The sequence below is a fragment of the Mesorhizobium sp. WSM4847 genome (assembly GCF_055811335.1).
Genome location: NZ_JBVVPY010000023.1, coordinates 92,769 through 111,126, shown reverse-complemented (window position 1 = coordinate 111,126; position 18,358 = coordinate 92,769). Strand labels below are relative to the sequence as shown.

At 63.2% G+C, this 18,358-nt stretch carries 18 protein-coding genes; 15 read left to right on the top strand and 3 right to left on the bottom strand.

Annotated features, from left to right (window positions below):
- The first annotated feature begins 124 nt into the window (after positions 1 to 124).
- From ehuC to doeB, 7 genes are read left to right on the top strand one after another with little or no spacing between them, the layout of a single operon-like run.
- Positions 125 to 784 carry an ectoine/hydroxyectoine ABC transporter permease subunit EhuC gene (gene ehuC / locus AC0L28_RS27495; RefSeq protein ID WP_473481402.1) on the top strand — a complete coding sequence of 220 codons (660 nt, stop codon included), beginning with the start codon at positions 125 to 127 and terminating at the stop codon, positions 782 to 784.
- 16 nt (positions 785 to 800) lie between these two features.
- Positions 801 to 1,460, top strand: coding sequence for an ectoine/hydroxyectoine ABC transporter permease subunit EhuD (ehuD, locus tag AC0L28_RS27490; protein ID WP_027155679.1), 660 nt, complete (start codon positions 801 to 803; stop codon positions 1,458 to 1,460).
- Between the two features lie 37 nt (positions 1,461 to 1,497).
- Positions 1,498 to 2,271, top strand: a complete 774-nt coding sequence (gene eutA, locus AC0L28_RS27485; RefSeq protein WP_473481400.1) for an ectoine utilization protein EutA — start codon at positions 1,498 to 1,500, stop codon at positions 2,269 to 2,271.
- A 43-nt stretch (positions 2,272 to 2,314) separates the two neighbouring features.
- Positions 2,315 to 3,298, top strand: coding sequence for a hydroxyectoine utilization dehydratase EutB (gene eutB / locus AC0L28_RS27480; protein WP_128173103.1), 984 nt, complete (start codon positions 2,315 to 2,317; stop codon positions 3,296 to 3,298).
- On the top strand, positions 3,295 to 4,287 hold the full coding sequence (gene eutC / locus AC0L28_RS27475) for an ectoine utilization protein EutC (protein ID WP_473481398.1): 993 nt from the start codon (positions 3,295 to 3,297) through the stop codon (positions 4,285 to 4,287). The genes eutB and eutC overlap by 4 nt, the downstream gene beginning before the upstream one ends.
- Before the next feature lie 38 nt (positions 4,288 to 4,325).
- Positions 4,326 to 5,516: an ectoine hydrolase DoeA gene (gene doeA / locus AC0L28_RS27470; protein ID WP_473481396.1), complete on the top strand. Its 1,191-nt coding sequence runs from the start codon at positions 4,326 to 4,328 to the stop codon at positions 5,514 to 5,516.
- Between the two features lie 5 nt (positions 5,517 to 5,521).
- Entirely contained in the window at positions 5,522 to 6,523 is a 1,002-nt protein-coding gene (gene doeB, locus AC0L28_RS27465; RefSeq protein ID WP_287171126.1) for a N(2)-acetyl-L-2,4-diaminobutanoate deacetylase DoeB, read from the top strand.
- A 31-nt stretch (positions 6,524 to 6,554) separates the two neighbouring features.
- On the opposite strand, the gene AC0L28_RS27460 is transcribed toward doeB, so the two are convergent.
- Complete coding sequence (locus AC0L28_RS27460) at positions 6,555 to 7,223, bottom strand: phytochelatin synthase family protein (protein WP_287342162.1); 669 nt, start codon at positions 7,221 to 7,223, stop codon at positions 6,555 to 6,557.
- Between the two features lie 890 nt (positions 7,224 to 8,113).
- Between AC0L28_RS27460 and AC0L28_RS27455 the strand changes: the two genes are divergently transcribed.
- Genes AC0L28_RS27455 through AC0L28_RS27445 form a run of 3 tightly spaced genes read left to right on the top strand, consistent with a single transcriptional unit; the run spans position 8,114 to position 11,177 of the window.
- Complete coding sequence (locus AC0L28_RS27455) at positions 8,114 to 9,181, top strand: type III polyketide synthase (protein WP_473481394.1); 1,068 nt, start codon at positions 8,114 to 8,116, stop codon at positions 9,179 to 9,181.
- Positions 9,178 to 9,891: a methyltransferase domain-containing protein gene (locus tag AC0L28_RS27450; RefSeq protein WP_473481392.1), complete on the top strand. Its 714-nt coding sequence runs from the start codon at positions 9,178 to 9,180 to the stop codon at positions 9,889 to 9,891. Before AC0L28_RS27455 ends, AC0L28_RS27450 begins: the two co-directional genes overlap by 4 nt.
- The gene (locus tag AC0L28_RS27445; protein ID WP_473481390.1) at positions 9,888 to 11,177 is read left to right on the top strand and encodes an NAD(P)/FAD-dependent oxidoreductase; all 1,290 of its coding nucleotides are present in this window, start codon (positions 9,888 to 9,890) and stop codon (positions 11,175 to 11,177) included. The genes AC0L28_RS27450 and AC0L28_RS27445 overlap by 4 nt, the downstream gene beginning before the upstream one ends.
- Before the next feature lie 46 nt (positions 11,178 to 11,223).
- On the opposite strand, the gene AC0L28_RS27440 is transcribed toward AC0L28_RS27445, so the two are convergent.
- Together AC0L28_RS27440 and AC0L28_RS27435 are read right to left on the bottom strand one after the other, a co-directional pair.
- Positions 11,224 to 11,517, bottom strand: coding sequence for a hypothetical protein (locus tag AC0L28_RS27440; protein ID WP_473481388.1), 294 nt, complete (start codon positions 11,515 to 11,517; stop codon positions 11,224 to 11,226).
- A 343-nt stretch (positions 11,518 to 11,860) separates the two neighbouring features.
- Positions 11,861 to 12,124 (bottom strand): hypothetical protein, encoded by a 264-nt coding sequence (locus AC0L28_RS27435; RefSeq protein WP_473481386.1) that lies wholly within the window; start codon positions 12,122 to 12,124, stop codon positions 11,861 to 11,863.
- Between the two features lie 268 nt (positions 12,125 to 12,392).
- Between AC0L28_RS27435 and AC0L28_RS27430 the strand changes: the two genes are divergently transcribed.
- The 5 genes from AC0L28_RS27430 to AC0L28_RS27410 all read left to right on the top strand — a co-directional run bounded on the left by AC0L28_RS27430 (position 12,393) and on the right by AC0L28_RS27410 (position 18,310).
- Positions 12,393 to 13,832 carry an FAD-binding oxidoreductase gene (locus tag AC0L28_RS27430; protein ID WP_473481384.1) on the top strand — a complete coding sequence of 480 codons (1,440 nt, stop codon included), beginning with the start codon at positions 12,393 to 12,395 and terminating at the stop codon, positions 13,830 to 13,832.
- Positions 13,833 to 14,267: 435 nt separating this feature from the next.
- A complete protein-coding gene (locus AC0L28_RS27425) occupies positions 14,268 to 15,782 on the top strand; it encodes a DUF2778 domain-containing protein (protein WP_023797864.1) in 1,515 nt (504 codons plus the stop codon).
- A gap of 181 nt (positions 15,783 to 15,963) precedes the next feature.
- The gene (locus AC0L28_RS27420; RefSeq protein ID WP_473481382.1) at positions 15,964 to 16,749 is read left to right on the top strand and encodes a ThuA domain-containing protein; all 786 of its coding nucleotides are present in this window, start codon (positions 15,964 to 15,966) and stop codon (positions 16,747 to 16,749) included.
- Positions 16,750 to 16,827: 78 nt separating this feature from the next.
- On the top strand, positions 16,828 to 17,886 hold the full coding sequence (locus AC0L28_RS27415) for a Gfo/Idh/MocA family protein (RefSeq protein WP_473481380.1): 1,059 nt from the start codon (positions 16,828 to 16,830) through the stop codon (positions 17,884 to 17,886).
- A 22-nt stretch (positions 17,887 to 17,908) separates the two neighbouring features.
- Positions 17,909 to 18,310, top strand: coding sequence for a GFA family protein (locus tag AC0L28_RS27410; RefSeq protein WP_027155694.1), 402 nt, complete (start codon positions 17,909 to 17,911; stop codon positions 18,308 to 18,310).
- The last annotated feature ends 48 nt before the right edge of the window (positions 18,311 to 18,358 follow it).

The window sequence follows — 18,358 nt, the reverse complement described above, 5'->3', positions numbered from 1 at the left end:
ATGAGGGGCAGCGCCAGTTCTGCCAAATTGGCTCTGCCCCTCATCTGCCTGCCGGCATCTTCTCCCCGTGAACGGGGAGAAGATGCCAAGACTGTAACCGTAAAACGCTGGAAATTCGAACTTCATGACCCAATGGTCCGGCTATTTCGGCCTGATATTGCAGGGAGCGCTTGTTACCATCGAGCTGACGCTGATGGGGTCGGTGCTTGCCTTGATCATGGCCTTTCTCGCCGGGCTGGGGCGGCTGTCGCGTTTTTTCGCCATTCGGGCGCTGGCCACCGCCTATATCGAATTCTTCCGCGGCACCTCGATCTTCGTGCAGCTGTTCTGGGCCTATTTCGTGCTGCCCTTCATCGGCATTTCGCTGACGCCGCTGCAGGCCGGCGTGCTGGCGCTTGGCCTCAATGTCGGCGCCTATGGCGCGGAGGTGGTGCGCGGCGCCATCCAGTCGATCGGCCGCGAACAGTACGAGGCCTGCACCGCGGTCAATCTCGGCCGCTGGCAAGCCATGCGCCATGTCATCCTGCCGCAGGCGCTGCTGATGATGCTGCCGACCTTCGGCAATAACGCCATCGAATTGCTCAAGGCCACCGCCGTGGTTTCGCTGATCTCGCTCACCGACCTGACCTTCCAGGCCCAGGTCGTGCGCTCGCAGACCGGCAACACGCTGGTGCCGTTCACCACCATTCTCGTCATCTATTTCGGCCTTGCGCTGATCATTTCGTGGGGGGTGCGTTCGCTGGAACGCCGCATGGCGCGCGGCCTCGACGGGGTGCGCGTCTGATGGATCGGGCCTCGTAATGGAATGGGATTGGAATTTCGTCTGGGAGATCATGCCGACCCTGATCGAGGGCGTGAAGATCACCATCCTGGCGACGCTGCTCGGCTCGGTTCTGGCAGCGATGGTCGGCTTGGCTATCGCGCTGGCGCGGCGCTCGCCGAACAAGGGCTTGTCGCGCAGCGTCGGCTTCCTTGCCGAGTTCATCCGCGGCACGCCGCTCTTGGTGCAGCTCTATTTCATCTTCTACGTGCTGCCGGACATCGGTATCCTGCTGCCGCCGCTGGTGGCGGGCGTCATCGGCCTCGGGCTGCATTACGGCACCTACACGGCCGAGGTCTATCGCGCCGGCATCGACAATGTGCCGCGCGGCCAGTGGGAAGCCGCCAAGGCCTGCAATCTCAACGCCAGGCAGACCTGGACCCACATCATCATGCCGCAGGCTATCCCGCCGATGATCCCGGCGCTTGCCAACTATTTTATCGCCATGTTCAAGGAGACGCCGCTGCTTTCGGCGATCACCGTGCTGGAACTGATGAACCAGGCCAAGAGCGTCGCCAACACCTATTACCGCTATGTCGAGCCGATGACCTTGGTCGGCGCCTTCTTCCTCGTCATCAGCCTGTTCTCGGTCGTGCTGCTGCGCTGGCTGGAACGCCGCTACGGGCGCATTGAAAAATGACAGTTCCTTCGACCAAACCATTGGCAAGGAGCGCGTGGTGACCGCTCCAGTCGACATCCGCTTGCACTCGACACGGCCGGCGCTCGACGCGCGTCCGCTGGAAAAGCGCGTCGGCCTGATCATCCTTGCCACCGACCATACGACCGAACCGGATTTTCGCCGCATGGTGGCAGGCGACCGGATCGGCGTCTATGTCGCGCGCATCCCCTATGCCAATCCGACGACGCCGGACAATTTGCGCAAGATGCAGCCGTCGCTGACGGCGGGCGCCGCGCTCATCCTGCCTGATGAGCCGCTCGACGCGGTCTGCTATTCCTGCACCTCGGCCTCAGTCGTCATCGGCGATGCCGAGATCGAGGCAGCGGTGCAGGCGGCCAAGCCGGGCGTACCCGTGGTTACGCCGCCGATGGCAGGGGTGCGCGGCTTGAAAGCGCTGGGCGCCAGGACGATCAGTATTCTCACTCCTTATACCGTCGAGACCAGCCGGCCGATGGCCGCCTATTTCGCGGCGCACGGTTTCGAGATCGCCAGCTTCACCTGTCTCGGCTTCGACGACGACCGCGAGATGGCGCGGATTGCACCGGCCACGCTGGTCGATCTGGCGCGCGAGGCGACTGATGCGCAAGCGGACGCGCTGTTCGTCTCCTGCACGGCGCTGCGGGCCGCACTTGCCGTCGTCGGCATGGAAGAGGCGATCGGCCGTCCGGTGGTGACCAGCAACCAGGCGACCGCCTGGAACTGCCTGCGGCTTTGCGGCGACGACGAGCCGCGCGCCGAATTCGGCCGTCTGATGACCCTGTTGAGACAATGAGGCGATGTCCGGCATGAGCGAGCACCCCCCTCTGGCAACAGGCATGTCTGTAACCCTTCAGGATATCCGCGCCGCCCGCGAGCGCGTCGCAGGCAAGGTCGAGCGCACGCCGACCGTGCTTTCCCCGAGTCTTTCCGGGCACTTGGGCGCGCCCGTTTATCTCAAGCTCGAACATCGGCAGACCACCGGCAGCTTCAAGCTGCGTGGCGCCTCGAACGCCATCGCTTCGCTGAACGCCGAGGAGAAGGCGCGCGGCGCGGTCGCCGCTTCGACCGGCAATCACGGCCGGGCGCTGGCCCACGCGGCGAAGCTCGAAGGCATGCGTGCGACGATCTGCATGTCGCGACTGGTGCCGCAGAACAAGCTCGACGAAATCCGCCGGCTCGGCGCCGAGATACGCATCGTCGGCAACAGCCAGGACGATGCGCAGCAGGAGGTCGACCGGCTGGTCGCGGAAGACGGTCTGATCATGCTGCCGCCCTTCGACCATCCCGATATCATCGCCGGGCAAGGCACGCTTGGGCTGGAAATCATCGAGCAGGTTGCTGACGCTGCCCTGGTGCTGGTGCCGCTGTCCGGCGGCGGGCTGGCGGCGGGTGTCGCCGCTGCCGTGAAGGGCGTCAGCCCCGGCACGAAGGTCATCGGCGTTTCGATGGCGCGGGGTGCGGCGATGAAGGCAAGCCTCGATGCCGGACATCCGGTCTTGGTCGAGGAACTGCCGACGCTGGCGGATTCGCTCGGAGGCGGTATCGGCCTCGACAATCGGCTGACCTTCTCGATGTGCCGCGACCTGCTCGACGATGTTATCCTGCTCAATGAGGACGAGATCGCCGCCGGCATCCGCCACGCCTATGAACAGGAGCGCGAGATCGTCGAAGGCGCCGGCGCGGTTTGCATCGCCGCCGTGCTTGCCGGCAAGGTCAGGGCGAGCGGCCCCACTGTGCTCATTCTGTCGGGCCGCAATATCGACATGACGCTGCACAGGAAAGTCGTTTGTGGCGAAGCATTTGAGGAGAGCGCCGCATGAGCCGGATGACGATACTGACCGAAGCCGAATTGCGCGCGATCGTGAAGCTCGATCTCGATGCCGTCGCCTGCGTCGAAAATGCGTTCCGCGCGCTTGCCACCTTGCCGGTGGCGATGCCGCCGATCCTGCGGCTCGACATTCCCGAGCATCGCGGCGAGGTCGACGTCAAAACCGCCTATGTGCCTGGCATCGACGGTTTTGCCGTCAAGATCAGTCCCGGCTTCTTCGACAATCCGAAGCTCGGCCTGCCCAGCGTCAATGGCATGATGGTGCTGCTGTCTTCAAAAACCGGACTAGTCGAGGCGCTGCTCCTCGACAATGGCTATCTGACTGACATCCGCACGGCGGCGGCCGGAGCGGTCGCGGCGAAACATCTTTCGCGAGCCGATTCTTCGATCGCCGCGATCTTCGGCGCCGGCGTTCAGGCGGGACTGCAGCTCGAGGCGCTTATGCTGGTGCGGCCGATCGCCGAGGCGCGGATCTGGGCGAGGGATGCCGCCAAGGCCGAAGCCGCGGCGGATGCATTGCGCGAAAAGCTGGGCATCGTCGTGCTCGCCGAGCCCGACGCGGCAGAGGCGGCGGTCGGCGCCGACATCATCGTCACCACGACGCCGTCGACTGAACCGCTGATCAAGGCCGGCTTCGTCTCGGCCGGCCAGCACATCACCGCGATGGGCTCGGACGCCGAGCACAAGAACGAGATCGCGCCGGCGATCCTGCGCATGGCCGATCTCTACGTCGCCGACAGCGCGAAGCAGACGCGGCTGCTGGGCGAATTGCATCATGCCATCGCGACGGGGGTGATGGCAGCCGATGCCGAGATCACAGAGCTCGGCCAGATCATCGCCGGCGATAGACATGGCCGCCGTTCGGCCAGCGACATCACCATCGCCGACCTCACCGGCACCGGCGTGCAGGACACGGCGATCGCCACGCTCGCCCGCGACCGTGCCCGGGCGGCCAAGACGGGTACGATTTTCGAAAGCTGATGCCGGCCGCAAGGCCCAACAAACGAGGACCAAGAACAATGCAGCCCAATCTAAAATTCTCGCGCGGCGAATATGCGGATCGCCTCGCCAAGACCCGGAAGGCCATGGAAGCCGAGGGCGTCGATCTGCTTGTTGTCAGCGATCCGTCCAACATGGCCTGGCTGACCGGCTATGACGGCTGGTCGTTCTACGTGCACCAGGCCGTCATCGTGCCGCCGTCGGGCGAACCGGTGTGGTACGGGCGCGGCCAGGACGCCAACGGCGCCAAGCGCACCGCCTATCTCGCGCACGACAACATCGTCGGCTATGCCGACCATTATGTGCAGTCGACCGAACGCCACCCGATGGATTTTCTCTCGCAGGTGCTGGCCGATCGTGGCTGGGGCAAGCTCAGCATCGGTGTCGAGATGGACAATTACTGGTTCTCGGCCGCTGCCTTCGCTTCGCTGCAGAAACATCTGCCCAATGCCCGCTTCGTCGACGCCACGGCACTCGTCAACTGGCAGCGAGCGGTGAAGAGCCCGACCGAAATCGACTATATGCGCAAGGCCGCCCGCATCGTCGAAGCGATGCACCAGCGCATTGTCGACAAGATCGAAGTCGGCATGCGCAAATGCGACCTGGTCGCCGAGATCTATGATGCCGGCACGCGCGGCGTCGACGGGCCAGAGGGAAGAATTGGCGGCGACTATCCGGCGATTGTGCCACTGCTGCCGTCGGGCGCCGATGCGTCGGCGCCGCATCTGACCTGGGACGACCGGCCGATGAAGTCGGGCGAGGGCACCTTCTTCGAGATCGCCGGCTGCTACAACCGCTACCATTGTCCGCTTTCGCGGACTGTGTTCCTCGGTAGACCGACGCAGGAATTCCTCGATGCCGAGAAGGCGACGCTGGAAGGAATGGAAGCGGGGTTGGCCGCGGCAAAGCCCGGCAATACATGCGAGGACATCGCCAACGCCTTCTTCGCGGTGCTGAAGAGATACGGCATCGTCAAGGACAACCGCAGCGGTTATCCGATCGGGCTTTCCTATCCGCCGGATTGGGGCGAGCGCACTATGAGCCTGCGCCCCGGCGACCGCACTGACCTGAAGCCCGGCATGACCTTCCATTTCATGACCGGCCTGTGGCTGGAGACGATGGGGTTGGAGATCACCGAATCCATCCTGATCACCGAGACCGGCGTCGAGTGCCTGGCCAATGTGCCGCGCAAACTGGTGGTCAAGAATTGAGCCCGATGTCCAGCCTTCGCCCATCGCCAATCACGCCGAGCGTAGACTTCGACCGCGACGGCGTGCAGCACGGCTTCTTGCGCCTGCCCTACAGCCGCGACGACTCAGCCTGGGGATCGGTGATGATCCCGATCTGCGTGATCCGCAACGGCAGCGGGCCAAGCGCATTGCTCACCGGCGGCAACCATGGCGACGAGTATGAGGGGCCGCTGGCGCTCTACGATCTCGCCCGCACGCTCGATCCCAAGCAAGTCAGCGGCACGGTCATCATCGTGCCGGCAATGAACTATCCGGCGTTCCGCGCCGGCACCCGCACCTCGCCGATCGACAAGGGCAATTTGAACCGCAGCTTTCCCGGCCGGCCTGACGGGACGGTGACCGAGAAGATCGCGGACTATTTTCAACGTGAGTTGCTTCCCCGCGCAGACATCGCGCTCGACTTCCACTCCGGCGGCAAGACGCTCGACTTCGTGCCGTTCTGCGCCGCCCATATCCGGCCCGACAAAGTGCTGGAGGCGAAGGGCTTCGCCGTGGTCGAGGCGTTCTCGGCACCCTGGTCGATGAAGATGCTGGAAATCGACGCGGTCGGCATGTTCGACACTGCCGCCGAGGAGATGGGGAAGCTGTTCATCACCACGGAGCTTGGCGGCGGTGGCACCTCCCGCGCGGAAACGGTGCGGATCGCCCGTCGCGGCGTGCTCAATGTGCTGCGCCATGCCGGCATTGTCGCCGGTGCGGTCGAGACGCAGCCGACCCGCTGGCTCGACATGCCGTCGGGCGATTGTTTCTCGTTCGCCGAGGACGACGGGATGATCGAAACGATGATCGATCTCGGCGAGCCTGTCGAGAAGGGCCAGGTCCTGGCGCGCATCCACTCCATCGGCCGCACCGGTGCCGCACCTCAGGAGATCAGGGCAAGGATGTCGGGTCTTTTGGCTGCCCGCCATTTCCCTGGATTGGTCAAGGCGGGCGACTGCACCGCAGTGGTCGCTGTGCTGGTCGATTGAAGGCAAGGCAATCGAAAAGCTTGCGACTTCGCTACTCGATCAGCAGCAAGCCGCGCTTTTTGTCGCCATCGCTATCGATTGTGTCCATGGCTGAGAACAGGCGCTCACGCTCGACCAGCCAAGGCTTATAATCCTCGTTTACATCGAGGACGAAGACCATGTCCTCGGCCTCCAGATATCCTCCGACCGGGGAGAAATGGCCAACGCCGGCGCCGAAAATCTTCTCACGGGTAAAGTTGACGATGTAACGGCGGCCGGGATCGTTGGCGCGCTTCATGTGCTCGCGAAATGCATCGGCGCTCAGATCCCGAAGCACGGAGACCTTCCGCTTGGTGTTCGTTCGAGCGACCTCGGCAAGCTCGTCCAGCGTGAGCCCGATGATGCAGAAGCCCGTCCAGCACTTTCCGGTTCCAGCGAGGACTTCGGCTTCGGTTGTCTCCTCCTCGCCGATGGAGCGGAATGTGTTTGCGACACTTGCCGGGCCGCACCTTGATCCGTTTGATTGCCATGTGACGTCGGCATCGAACGTGGCAGCCACGGGCAGCTTCCAGGCGCTGTCGATCAATTCAGCGGTGCGGGTAACCGACGACTGGATCGCATCTTGCGAAACTCTGGACTGGCCGGCAATCAAAAGTGCGGCGCCGCCCAGCAGGCCGAGGACGGCGATCACAATCACACCGAAAGCGAGACTGCGCTTCATTGCTGAATCTCGTATCAGGCAGCAACAGGAGAATGAAGAAAAGGCACAGCAACGTCAATCGGCGCCCGCACCCGGCCAGTCGCGATCTGGTCCGGCAGCAACTTAAGCCGGCCGCTTGCCAAGCGGGCTGCCACCGCTCATCGCCGTGAGCGCTGCGTCTGGGAGAGTATGGATCAGGCAAGGAACTTCGCCGGTGAAAGAGCGGGGTCGTTTCGCTAGCGCCAATAGCTGCTGCGCCTGCAAACCTCAGGCTTCCAGAGACGACCCAAATTACGACTTGCTCGGCGTAGGCGTCGCTAAAGGCGAACCTAACGAAGGCCAAGGAAGCTGAGTATCGCAATTACGATAACGACGGCCCCGACCAGCCAGATGATATTGTTCATGACAGCTCTCCTTTATCTTTGCCGCGAGCCTGTGGCGGCTCGCGATAATTATGGCGAACGCCCTCACGGCGTTCTCGTTCCAAACTGAGCCTAAGCCGCCAATTACTCTTTGGACCGGAGGCTCGCGCCTCTGGAGGAGCGCGGGCCGACCGGGATCCCGGTCCAGCAGCCAACATCCGGGAGATGTTCGCTGTCACCCTACAATCGTTAGTATGCGCTAATGTTCCATCGCTCAGAAAAATACCGCGCCCACCGAGGGCCGGAAGCAATGGCGCCTCGGCCCGAAGCGCGGGCACTTCGGTGGACGCCTCGGTAATGGAGCCTATGTTCCTATTGCCGGCGAACCGCAGCATCGCCTGGCAACAGCACAGGTGGGATGAAATCAGTTCTCAGAAACGTTCATCAACAACAACTCAATGCCTGCTGCCCGACATCTGGTGCCGATGACCAAACAACCTCCGGCGGTGGTTTTAGAAAATACCGTGCGCGACGCCGTGGAGACCGAAGATGCCGGCCAAAGCGTATATCAACCGGATCGCGACAGCAGTGCCGGAGCACGAGGTTCATCAATTCTATCTGCGTTTCGCCGCCTCCATGCTTGCGGCCGATCGCCGAAGAATTTTCGAACGCATGGTTGACGTTGCCGGTATCGAGCACCGCTATTCATGCTTTGCACCTGCCGGCGACCCCGAAGGACCATCAGCAGATCTGGCCGGGAGGTTCATCCGGGGTGCCTTTCCTGGAACGGCCGAGAGAATGGCGATGTTCTGTCATGCCGCACCTGTTCTGGCGCAAAAAGCCGTCGACGGATTGGAGCTTGGTGGCGGCGCTTCCCGCATCACCCATCTCATCGTCACCACCTGCACCGGTTTTTCAGCGCCGGGCATCGACCTGGAGCTGGTTGCGCGATGCGGACTGCCGGACACGGTCGAACGCACGATGATCGGTTTCATGGGCTGCTACGCGGCGATCAACGGCCTCAAGCTTGCCCGCCACATCGTCCGCTCCGATCCGCAGGCCAGGGTCCTGCTGGTCAATATCGAACTCTGCACGATGCATCTGCGGGAAACCAGCGAACTGGAAAAGCTGCTGTCGTTCTGCCTCTGGGGCGATGGCTGTGCGGCTGCGCTCGTCACTGCCGAGCCGCACGGCATCGAGCTCGAAAGCTTCTACGGCATCGTGGCGGACGAGCGGCGGGATCTGATGAGCTGGAGCATTAGTGACCACGGCTTCGAAATGGTTCTTTCCGGCCAGGTCCCGGCAGCAATCCACGAAGCGTTGCGGAGCAATCACGACGCCATCCTCGGCGGTCGGCCGACCGAGGCGATCGATCTCTGGGCCGTGCACCCGGGGGGGCGTTCGGTGCTCGACGCCGTCGAACGGGCCCTGGAACTCGCGCCCACCGCGCTGGAGCCTTCGCGCGAGGTGTTGCGCCGATATGGAAACATGTCGTCGGCGACCGTCATGTTCGTGATGAAAGAGATGTTGAAGGCGCCATCAGGCATGCTCGGCTGCGGCATGTCGTTCGGACCCGGGCTGGCGGCCGAAACCATGCTTTTCCGAACGGCGTCATGAGCAGCCTGGAGCACCGCCAGCTTGCGCCGGAAATCCTCGACGGACTTGCGGCCGACGATCCGCGAGCGCTTGCCGCGCGTCGTGACCTCCGTCGCATCAACGCGCTGATGTTTCAGGCCAGGATCATGGCATCGCTGCTGCAGAAATTCGTGCCGGGGCCACCGCGCCGGATTCTGGAGATCGGCGCCGGCGATGGCTCCTTCATGCTGGCGTTGGCGCATCGCATGGCCGGGCATTGGCCTGGGGTCGAACTGGTAATGCTCGACCGCGTCGACCTCATCACCGCGCAATTGCGTGCCGATTTCGACAGGCTGGGATGGATGGTCGAAGGCGTCACCGCCGATGTCTTCGACTGGGCGAGAAAGAATGCGGGCACGCGGTTCGACGCGATCACCGTCAATCTCTTTCTGCATCACTTCGACGATGGCGAGCTCGTGCGTCTGTTTTCGCTGATGGCGCCGAAGGCCCCGCTGCTGTTGGCGACAGAGCCGTTGCGGACCAAACTGGCATTGGCCGCGACCCGCCTTCTCCCGGCAATCGGCGCCAATGACGTCACACGAAAAGACGCGGCTCAAAGTGTGCGTGCCGGCTTTCGCGGCAACGAGCTTTCCGGTCTCTGGCTCGCGGCAAACGGCAAACCGGTCGAGGAACGGCGCGCCGGCCTTTTTTCCCACATTTTCGTCGGCACCAGCGCCGGTCATGACCTATGACTCGATTGTCGACCCATGACGCGATCGTCATAGGCGCCGGCCCGGCGGGCACGTCCGTCGCGCTGACGCTGGCCCGGCGCGGATGGGCCGTGGCTATTGTGGAAAAGAGCGTGTTCCCGCGCCGCAAGGTCTGCGGCGAATATATATCGGCAAGCAATCTTGCGCTTCTGGACCAGCTGGAGATCGGCGAAGCGTGGCGTGCCAATGCCGGCCCCGAAATCCGCCGCGTCGGCTTGTTTTCCGGCGAGACCTGCGCCGAGGCGGCAATGCCTCCCGCAAAAGACGGGGCTCCTGCAAAAGACTGGCCTCCTGCAAAAGATGGGGCTCCCGCAAAAGATGGGCCTCCTGCAAAAGATAGGCCCCGCGAGAAAAAAGATGGTTTCGGCCGGGCGCTTGGCCGGGATATTTTCGACTGTCTGCTTTTGCAGGCGGCGCGAGCGGCGGGCGTCGAAATCTTTCAGCCTTGCCGCGCCGTCGCCATCGACCCAGATGGCGAGGCGCAATTGGTGGGAATTCAAGCCGGAAGCGAAACGACGATGTTGCGCGCGCCGGTGATTGTCGCCGCACACGGCTCCTGGGAGCCAGGACCGCTGCCCAGCCAGCTCGGAAAGACCAACCGCCCTTCGGACCTGTTCGGCTTCAAGGCGCATTTCACCGGGTCGTCCCTGGCGCCTGATTTGATGCCGTTGCTGGTGTTTCCTGGCGGTTATGGCGGCATGGTTTCGGCGGATCATGGCCGGCTGTCGATCTCGTGCTGCATTCGGCGCGATATGCTCGCACGGTTGCGCAAACACCCCAGACACCAGAGCCATTTGTCGGCCGCCGAGGCGGTCTCCCGTCATCTGATGGAATCATGCCGGGGAGTAAGGGATGCGCTAGAGTCTGCTGACGCCGACGGGCCTTGGCTTGCCGCAGGTCCGATCCGGCCGGGAATTCGCTCCTGCTACGAACGCGACATCTTTCGCGTCGGCAATGCGGCCGGAGAGTCTCACCCTGTCATCGCCGAGGGCATCTCGATGGCGCTTCAGTCCGGCTGGCTGCTAGCCTGCGAACTCTCATGCGCGCCAAGCGGCAGTGCAGGGCGCGAGACGGCCGGCAGACGCTACGAGGCGGCCTGGAAAAGTCTGTTTTCAACACGGCTCTACGCCGCCGCCGCAGTTGCCGCGATTGCCGTTAGTCCAGGCAGCGCAACCTGGATGGCGGCGATTGTCCGGAATTTCCCGCAGGCGCTAACCTTAGGCGCGCAACTGAGCGGGAAGACAAAGCCGGTTCCCGGCTTTGTCTGACTGGTGGCGCGGCGCGCCACCGCGGCCTCAGCGGGCCTTGGCTCCGTTACTCGGGGCAATCCTCTCTATCCGAAGTTGCAGTGCCACTGGCAGTGTTCTTATCGGCCTCCACTACGTCCTTGCACCGATCACTCATGCCGTCGGCGCCGTCGGTGGTTGAACCGGTTACGTTTGGATCGGCAGGAGTTGCATTATCGGTGCCGGGAGCCATCGTGCCAGTGCCTGTCCCGGTGGCCGCTCCCGGATCGTTGGTGCCGGATCCAGTGCCGTTTGATTGCGCCATCGCCGAAGTGGCAAGGGCAATGCTGAGTGCGGTTGCGGAAACAATTTTTTTCATCATGGTCGGTCTCCATTAGAGCTGCATCGCTGGTTGCGATGAGTATCCAACGAGCGTTTTTTGGAGTTGTTCCGTCAGACAGAAATCGTGATCGAAGGTCGGGCCGAAGGCGATCCAAGCAGCAATGCTGGCGAACCGCGCCATGTTTTTCGGTTTCGATGGAACAGCAACCACCGGCAACGGTTGGAAGCGCAGTCGTTCTACTCTAGCGACTGTGACAGCCGATCGCACGGCATTCGGACAAAGGCCCGGCGCTTCCTCCCCGCCGGGCCTTTCTGTCGCTGGAGGAACTTTCACGGAATTTGGCCGAAACCGTGCGGCTGCCACGGTATTGAACTGCTGCCGTTCACGGCTCGTCGATATCCTGCCTCGAGGGGTTGCGCGAGAGGGCGCGTTCCTCTTCGTCGTCCGGCAGCGCCTCGTCGCTCTCCTGGTACGGATTGTCGTCGTCTTCCTCGGGCAGTTCAGCCTCTTTGTCGAGATCGTAACGGATGTCGCCGTTTCCCGGCACGGTGTCTGGTAGAATTTTACTGCCTTTGATCGCGTCCCAATCCTGCTGTTCGATGGTCGGGCCTTCGGATGGATCGTCGGGTTTTCTGCGCGGTGCCATCAGAGTTCTCCTCTGCACTGGTTGCTGTACGCCTAACTCCGCGGACCGCTGCGTAGTTCCTCCGATCGAACCGACGAGATCGTCTAGAGCGATCCAGCACTCATTTCGGCTTAGCCTGCCGGCGGCTTTTAGCTCAATGAGAGCTGACCGTTATGCGGGTTGCGAAATGCCGGCCAGAGCGATCATGAACTTGCGCGACTTCTAATATAAAGGCAGACTTGGAAACGGGTGGAGGGAAAACGGCTCAAAAACAATCGGGAGGAAAGCCATGGATAGCATGAGCCTCACCACGCTTGATCGCGGCAAGACGACGGTCGATGCCGCGGCCCTGGAGGCGCTTTCGGCACAATTGCGCGGCACCGTGCTGAGGGAAGGCGACGCCGCCTATGACGAGGCACGCAGCATCTGGAACGCCATGATCGACCGGCGGCCCGGGCTGATCGTGCGCTGCGCCGGTGCCGCCGACGTTATCGCCGCCGTCAATTTTGCCAGGGAAAACAGGCTGCTCGTCGCGGTTCGCGGCGGCGGCCACAACATCGCCGGCAGCGCCGTCTGCGACGGCGGGCTGATGATCGATCTGTCGCAGATGAAGTCGGTGCGGGTCGATCCGGCGACGCGGCGGGCATGGGTGGAACCTGGCGCGACGCTCGCCGATGTCGACGCGGAGACACAGGCCTTCAGACTGGCGGTGCCGACCGGCATCAACTCGACCACCGGCATTTCGGGCCTGACGCTGGGCGGCGGCTTCGGCTGGATCACGCGGAAGTTCGGCCTGACTATCGACAATCTTCTCTGCGCTGACGTGGTTACCGCCGAGGGCAAACTGCTGCGCGCCAGCCAAACCGAGAATCCGGATCTGTTCTGGGCGCTGCGCGGTGGCGGCGGCAATTTCGGCATCGTCACGGCTTTCGAGTTCAAGCTCCACCAAGTCGGTCCGCAGGTGCTGTCGGGGCTTGTCGTTTATCCCTTCGCCGATGCCGAAAACGTGTTGCGGGAATACCGAGCGGCGCTCGAAGCAGCGCCCAATGAGCTGACCTGCTGGGCGGTCATGCGGCAGGCGCCGCCGCTGCCGTTCCTGCCGGCCGAATGGCATGGCAAGGAGGTGCTGGTCCTGGCCATGTGCTATTGCGGCGACCTTCAGGAGGGTGAGAAGGCGACACAGAGGCTTCGCGCCATCGGCACACCGATTGCAGACGTGGTCGGTCCCAACCCGTTCACCGGCTGGCAGCAGGCATTCGATCCGTTGCTGACGCCTGGCGCCCGCAACTATTGGAAGAGCCATGACTTCACCGAGCTTTCCGACAGCGCGGTGGAGGTCGTCACGGCGGCGATACCCAGGCTCCCCGGCCCCGAATGCGAGATATTCATTGGCCATGTCGGCGGTGCCGCGGGCCGGGTGACAGCGGATGCAACGGCGTTTCCGCAACGCAGCGCGCACTACGTCATGAATGTCCACGCCCGCTGGCGCGAACCGGAAATGGACCAGGCCTGCATCGACTGGGCGCGGGGTCTCTATGAAGCAGCCAAGCCCTATGCCGCGGGCACGGCCTATGTGAACTTCATGCCCGGGGACGAGGTCGACAGGGTCGAAGCAGCCTATGGCGGCAACTATCGGCGGCTGCTGGAAATCAAGCAGCGATATGATCCGCTGAACCTGTTCCGCATGAACCAGAATTTGCGGCCGATGGAAGCGCAGCGTGCCGCATAGTCTGCGCAGGTATGACAAGGCCCGCGCCTCCAACGGAGGACGCGGGCCTCGTTTCGGATCATGCGCTGGCAGGTGTCAGCCTTTAGCTGACGCCGCCCAGGCAAGGTCTAATCCTTTCGCTTTGTTGACTCGGCCTGCAAAAACGGGCAGCAAAGCCTGGCATGGAGGGCATTTCCGCTATTTTCATAGTTTTGGAGGGAGCCTTTTTTGACATAGACCTTCGCCTAATCGGCGATCGGTAGAGGGATTGGTTAACCAAGTTTGTCCATCTTTTGATTCAATCGGCAACAGACGTGAAGCGTGCCGGGGGGCACCAGGCGACTGTGATTGTGACGGCTGCGAGCCCGCATGCCGCAAGGCCGATTGAGGTTTGGTTGTATGGCGTTGATGCGTTTGAATAACCGGGGTGACAATCCTGATAGTGGATTGCCCTCGATGAGGCCCGGACTGCGCTGGGTCGCGATTCCCGTTGTTGGCGCTGCGATCGCGCTGTGGTCGGCTGCGACCGTGGCCGGCCTCCATTCGGTGGGAACTTCGCTCACCGCCGCCTCCAACAGTCTTCCGCAAAACCTGCTCGCGCCGCGCTCCATGGCGCTCGCCGATCCCCGACACACACTTGTCAATCCACGGGCCAGTTCGTGGGCGCCGTCACTGGTAAGCCGGCAGCGTCAGGCGTCGCTGCTCGGCCGATGCAATGCCGGCTGCGCGCAGGCCGCCGCGAGCTTCGAGCATGAAGGCAAGGTAGCGCGTCTCAAGCCGTTAGCGCGGCCGGATGCTGTGCAGCTTGTCGCCGAAATCTCACCGCAATCGCGCTTCGACAGGGTGGTGGCGAATGCGGCGCTATCGCCGCAAAAGATTGCTGCTGCCTTTGCCCGCGCCTCCGGCGGGGCCGCGCCGTTTGCGGTCGTCAGTCTGCCGACGGGCCAGCGCTTTGCGGAGCCGGTGCGCCTGGCCGATCAGCATGGTCCCGCGTCGGTGCGCTTTGGGCCCGAGATTGCGGAAATCGACCGATCCTCCCGGCTGGCGCTGGCGCTGGCGCTTGCGAATGCATTGCCGGAAGCGATGATCGACGTGCTGCCGCAGGCGACGACGGCCGATTCTGCTGCCACGCAAGAGGGCGAGGTGCAGATGGCGTCGCTGCCGCCGCAGGACGCAATGCCCGGCAGCGTTCCCTTGCCGACTTGGCGTCCGCAGGCGGAAATCGATCAGTCAGACGAGGCGCCCGAGGTCAAGGCACCCGAGGTTAGGGCACCCAAGGCCAATGCGCCCAAGGTCCAGGCATCGAAGGCCGCCAAAGCCCAGTCTCAGCCATCCAAAGCCAACAGGGTGGAGACCGCCGCCGCGCCGCAGATGCCCCGGGCGCCAGCCTTGTCGCCGAGGAGTTCGTCACCGGCGGCGAAACCAAGCATGCAAGAGGACATGCAGGGCAGCCCGGGCATGCAGGGCAGCCGGGGCATGCAAAGCAGCCAGGGCAAGCCGGCCAAGCGGTCGAAGGCCGCAGACATGCTGGCCTATGCCAAACCCGACAGCCCGGCGGGCGGCGGCGGGGTCTTCGGCAACCTGTTCACCAAGCCCGGCAGCGGCGTCGCCGTCTACGACATTTCGGCGAAAACCGTCTATATGCCGGACGGCTCGCGGCTCGAGGCGCATTCGGGACTGGGCTCGATGGCCGACCAGGCGCGCTACGCCAACCGGAAGAATGCCGGCCCGACGCCGCCCCACACCTACGATCTGAGGCTGCGTGAATCGCGCTTCCATGGGGTGGAGGCGCTGCGTCTCACTCCTATCGACGGCAAGAACAAATATGGCCGCGACGGCTTTCTTGCGCATACCTACCTGCTGCGCGGCCGCCGCGGGGAATCGAGCGGCTGCGTCGTCTTCAAGGACTACGCCAGCTTCCTCGCCGCGTTCAAGAAGGGCAAGATCAAACGCCTCGTCGTGCGCGGCTAAGCAAGCCGCTGATGTGGCGCTCCTTCGCGCCCCCTCTGTCCTGCCGGACAGAGAGGGGCGCTGTCCCGCCGACTTCCAGCCAATTGTCAGTAGCCAGCCTCGAAACCGTTTTCATTCCCGGCCGAGGATACTATGACTGACCTGACCGGAGCGGCGGCTTCAACCGATCAAGAGGAATGTCATGACGATACGCGCTGTCGTTTGGGGCGAGAATATCCATGAGCGGACCAATGAGGTGGTGGCGGGGATCTACCCCGAGGGCATGCACGCAACGATCGCCGACGCGCTGAAGCTCGACCCCGAAATTTCCGTATCGTGGGCGACGCTTGAGCAACCGGAGCATGGCCTGCCGGCCGACCGTCTGGCGCAAACCGATGTCCTCGTGTGGTGGGGACACAAGGACCATGGCGCCGTCGCCGACGAAGTCGTCGAGCGCGTGGCGCGCCGCGTCTGGCAAGGCATGGGGCTGATCGTGCTCCATTCCGGCCATTTCTCGAAGATCTTCAAGCAGCTGATGGGCACGCCCTGCACGCTGAAATGGCGCGAGGCCGGCGAGCGCGAGCGGCTCTGGGTGACGAGCCCCAACCACCCGATCGCTGCCGGGATCGGCGAGTATTTCGAGCTTGAGAACGAGGAGATGTATGGCGAGCAGTTCGCCGTGCCGGAACCGCTGGAAACGGTTTTCATCTCCTGGTTCCAGGGCGGCGAAGTGTTCCGGTCGGGGCTGACCTGGCGCCGCGGCGTCGGCAACATCTTCTATTTCAGGCCCGGCCACGAGACCTATCCGACCTATCACGACGCGAATGTCCAAAAGGTGCTGCGCAATGCGGTGAAATGGGCGCACAACCCGCAGGGCGCGCATCCAGCCATCCTCGATGCGCCGAACGTGCCGGTGGAAAAGGCGCTCGAGCCGATCGTCGAGCGCGGCGGAAAGCTCCATGCCGCGGGCGAAGCCGGTTTTCGCTAGACCGCTATCGCAAAACTTCGGTTCGGAAAAATCCACGCTCGAACAAGAAGATAAGGCCTCATCCTAAGGATAAGAATCATGCGTCTCCTGATACTCGGCACCGGCTGGATGGCGGAAGAGCATGCCAGGCAGTTCAGCAGGATCGAAGGCGTCGAGCTGGTCGGCGCCGTCGATCTCGACCGCGCGCGTGTCGACAAGTTTTCGGACAGCTATGGTATTCCCAACCGGTTCACGTCGCTGGAGGACGCGCTCGCATGGGACAAGTTCGACGCGGTGGCGAACGTGACGCCAGACCGCATCCACCATCCGACCACCATGATGCTGATCGCGGCGGGCAAGCCGGTGCTGTGCGAAAAACCGCTGGCCGAAAATTACCAGCGGGCCAGCGAAATGGCCGATGCCGCCGAGCAAGCCGGCATCATCAACATGGTCAACCTGACCTATCGCAACGTCGCCCCGCTGCAGCGGGCACGTGCGATGGTGCTTGCCGGCGAGATCGGCCAGGTCAGGCATGTCGAAGCATCCTATCTGCAGAGCTGGCTGGTCTCCAAGTTCTGGGGCGACTGGCGCACGGATCCGAAATGGCTGTGGCGGCTGTCGCGCGGCCACGGCTCCAATGGCGTGCTGGGCGATGTCGGCATCCACATACTCGATTTCGCCAGCTATGGCGCGGCGCTCGACATCGACCATGTGTTCTGCCGCCTCAGGTCCTTCGACAAGGCGCCCGGCAACCGGATCGGCGAGTACGAGCTCGACGCCAATGACAGCTTCACCATGGCGCTGGATTTCAGCAACGGCGCCTTCGGCGTCGTCCATGCCAGCCGCTGGGCAACCGGCCATCTTAACGAATTGCGGCTGCGCATCTATGGCGACAAGGGTGGTATCGAGGTCGTGCACAATCTGACCGACTCGGAACTGAAAGCGTGCATGGGCGAGGACATCGAGAACGCAAAATGGCAGGTTCTCGATGCCGGAACGGTGCCGACCAACTACCAGCGTTTCGTCGATGCTGTGCGCAACTGCGTCCAGGCCGAGCCGTCGTTCCGCCACGCGGCCGAATTGCAGAAGGTTCTCGACCTTGCCGTAGTGTCGGATCAGAAGAGGGCAGAGCTGAGGGCCCATGCCGAAACCCATTGATGTTCGCTGAAAGGGGCCAGCCATGGTCACGCGCCGCGCCCAATGTTCCTGCGGTCAGCTGTCAGCCACCTGTTCGGGCGAGCCTGTACGCGTCTCTGTCTGCCATTGCCTGGCCTGCAAGCGGCGCACCGGCAGCGCGTTCAGCTTCAATGCGCGGTTTGCGGAGAATGATGTGTCGATCCAGGGACGAGCGGCGGAGTTCACGCGCGTTGGCGACGAAGGCGGCCGTGTCATCTACAGTTTCTGCCCGGATTGCGGCACCACTGTCCATTACCGGATCGATGTCCAGCCCGGTCTGATCGCCATTCCGGTGGGGGCTTTCGCCGACCCATCGTTCCCGCCGCCCTTCCTGTCGTTCTATCACGACAGCCGGCGCTGCGAGTGGGTCGAGGTCCGCACTGAGCCTCTGGCGACGTTCGGCTGAAGCCGTCGTTCGGCTGACGTTTTTGGACGGTTCAGCCTGCTGATCCAG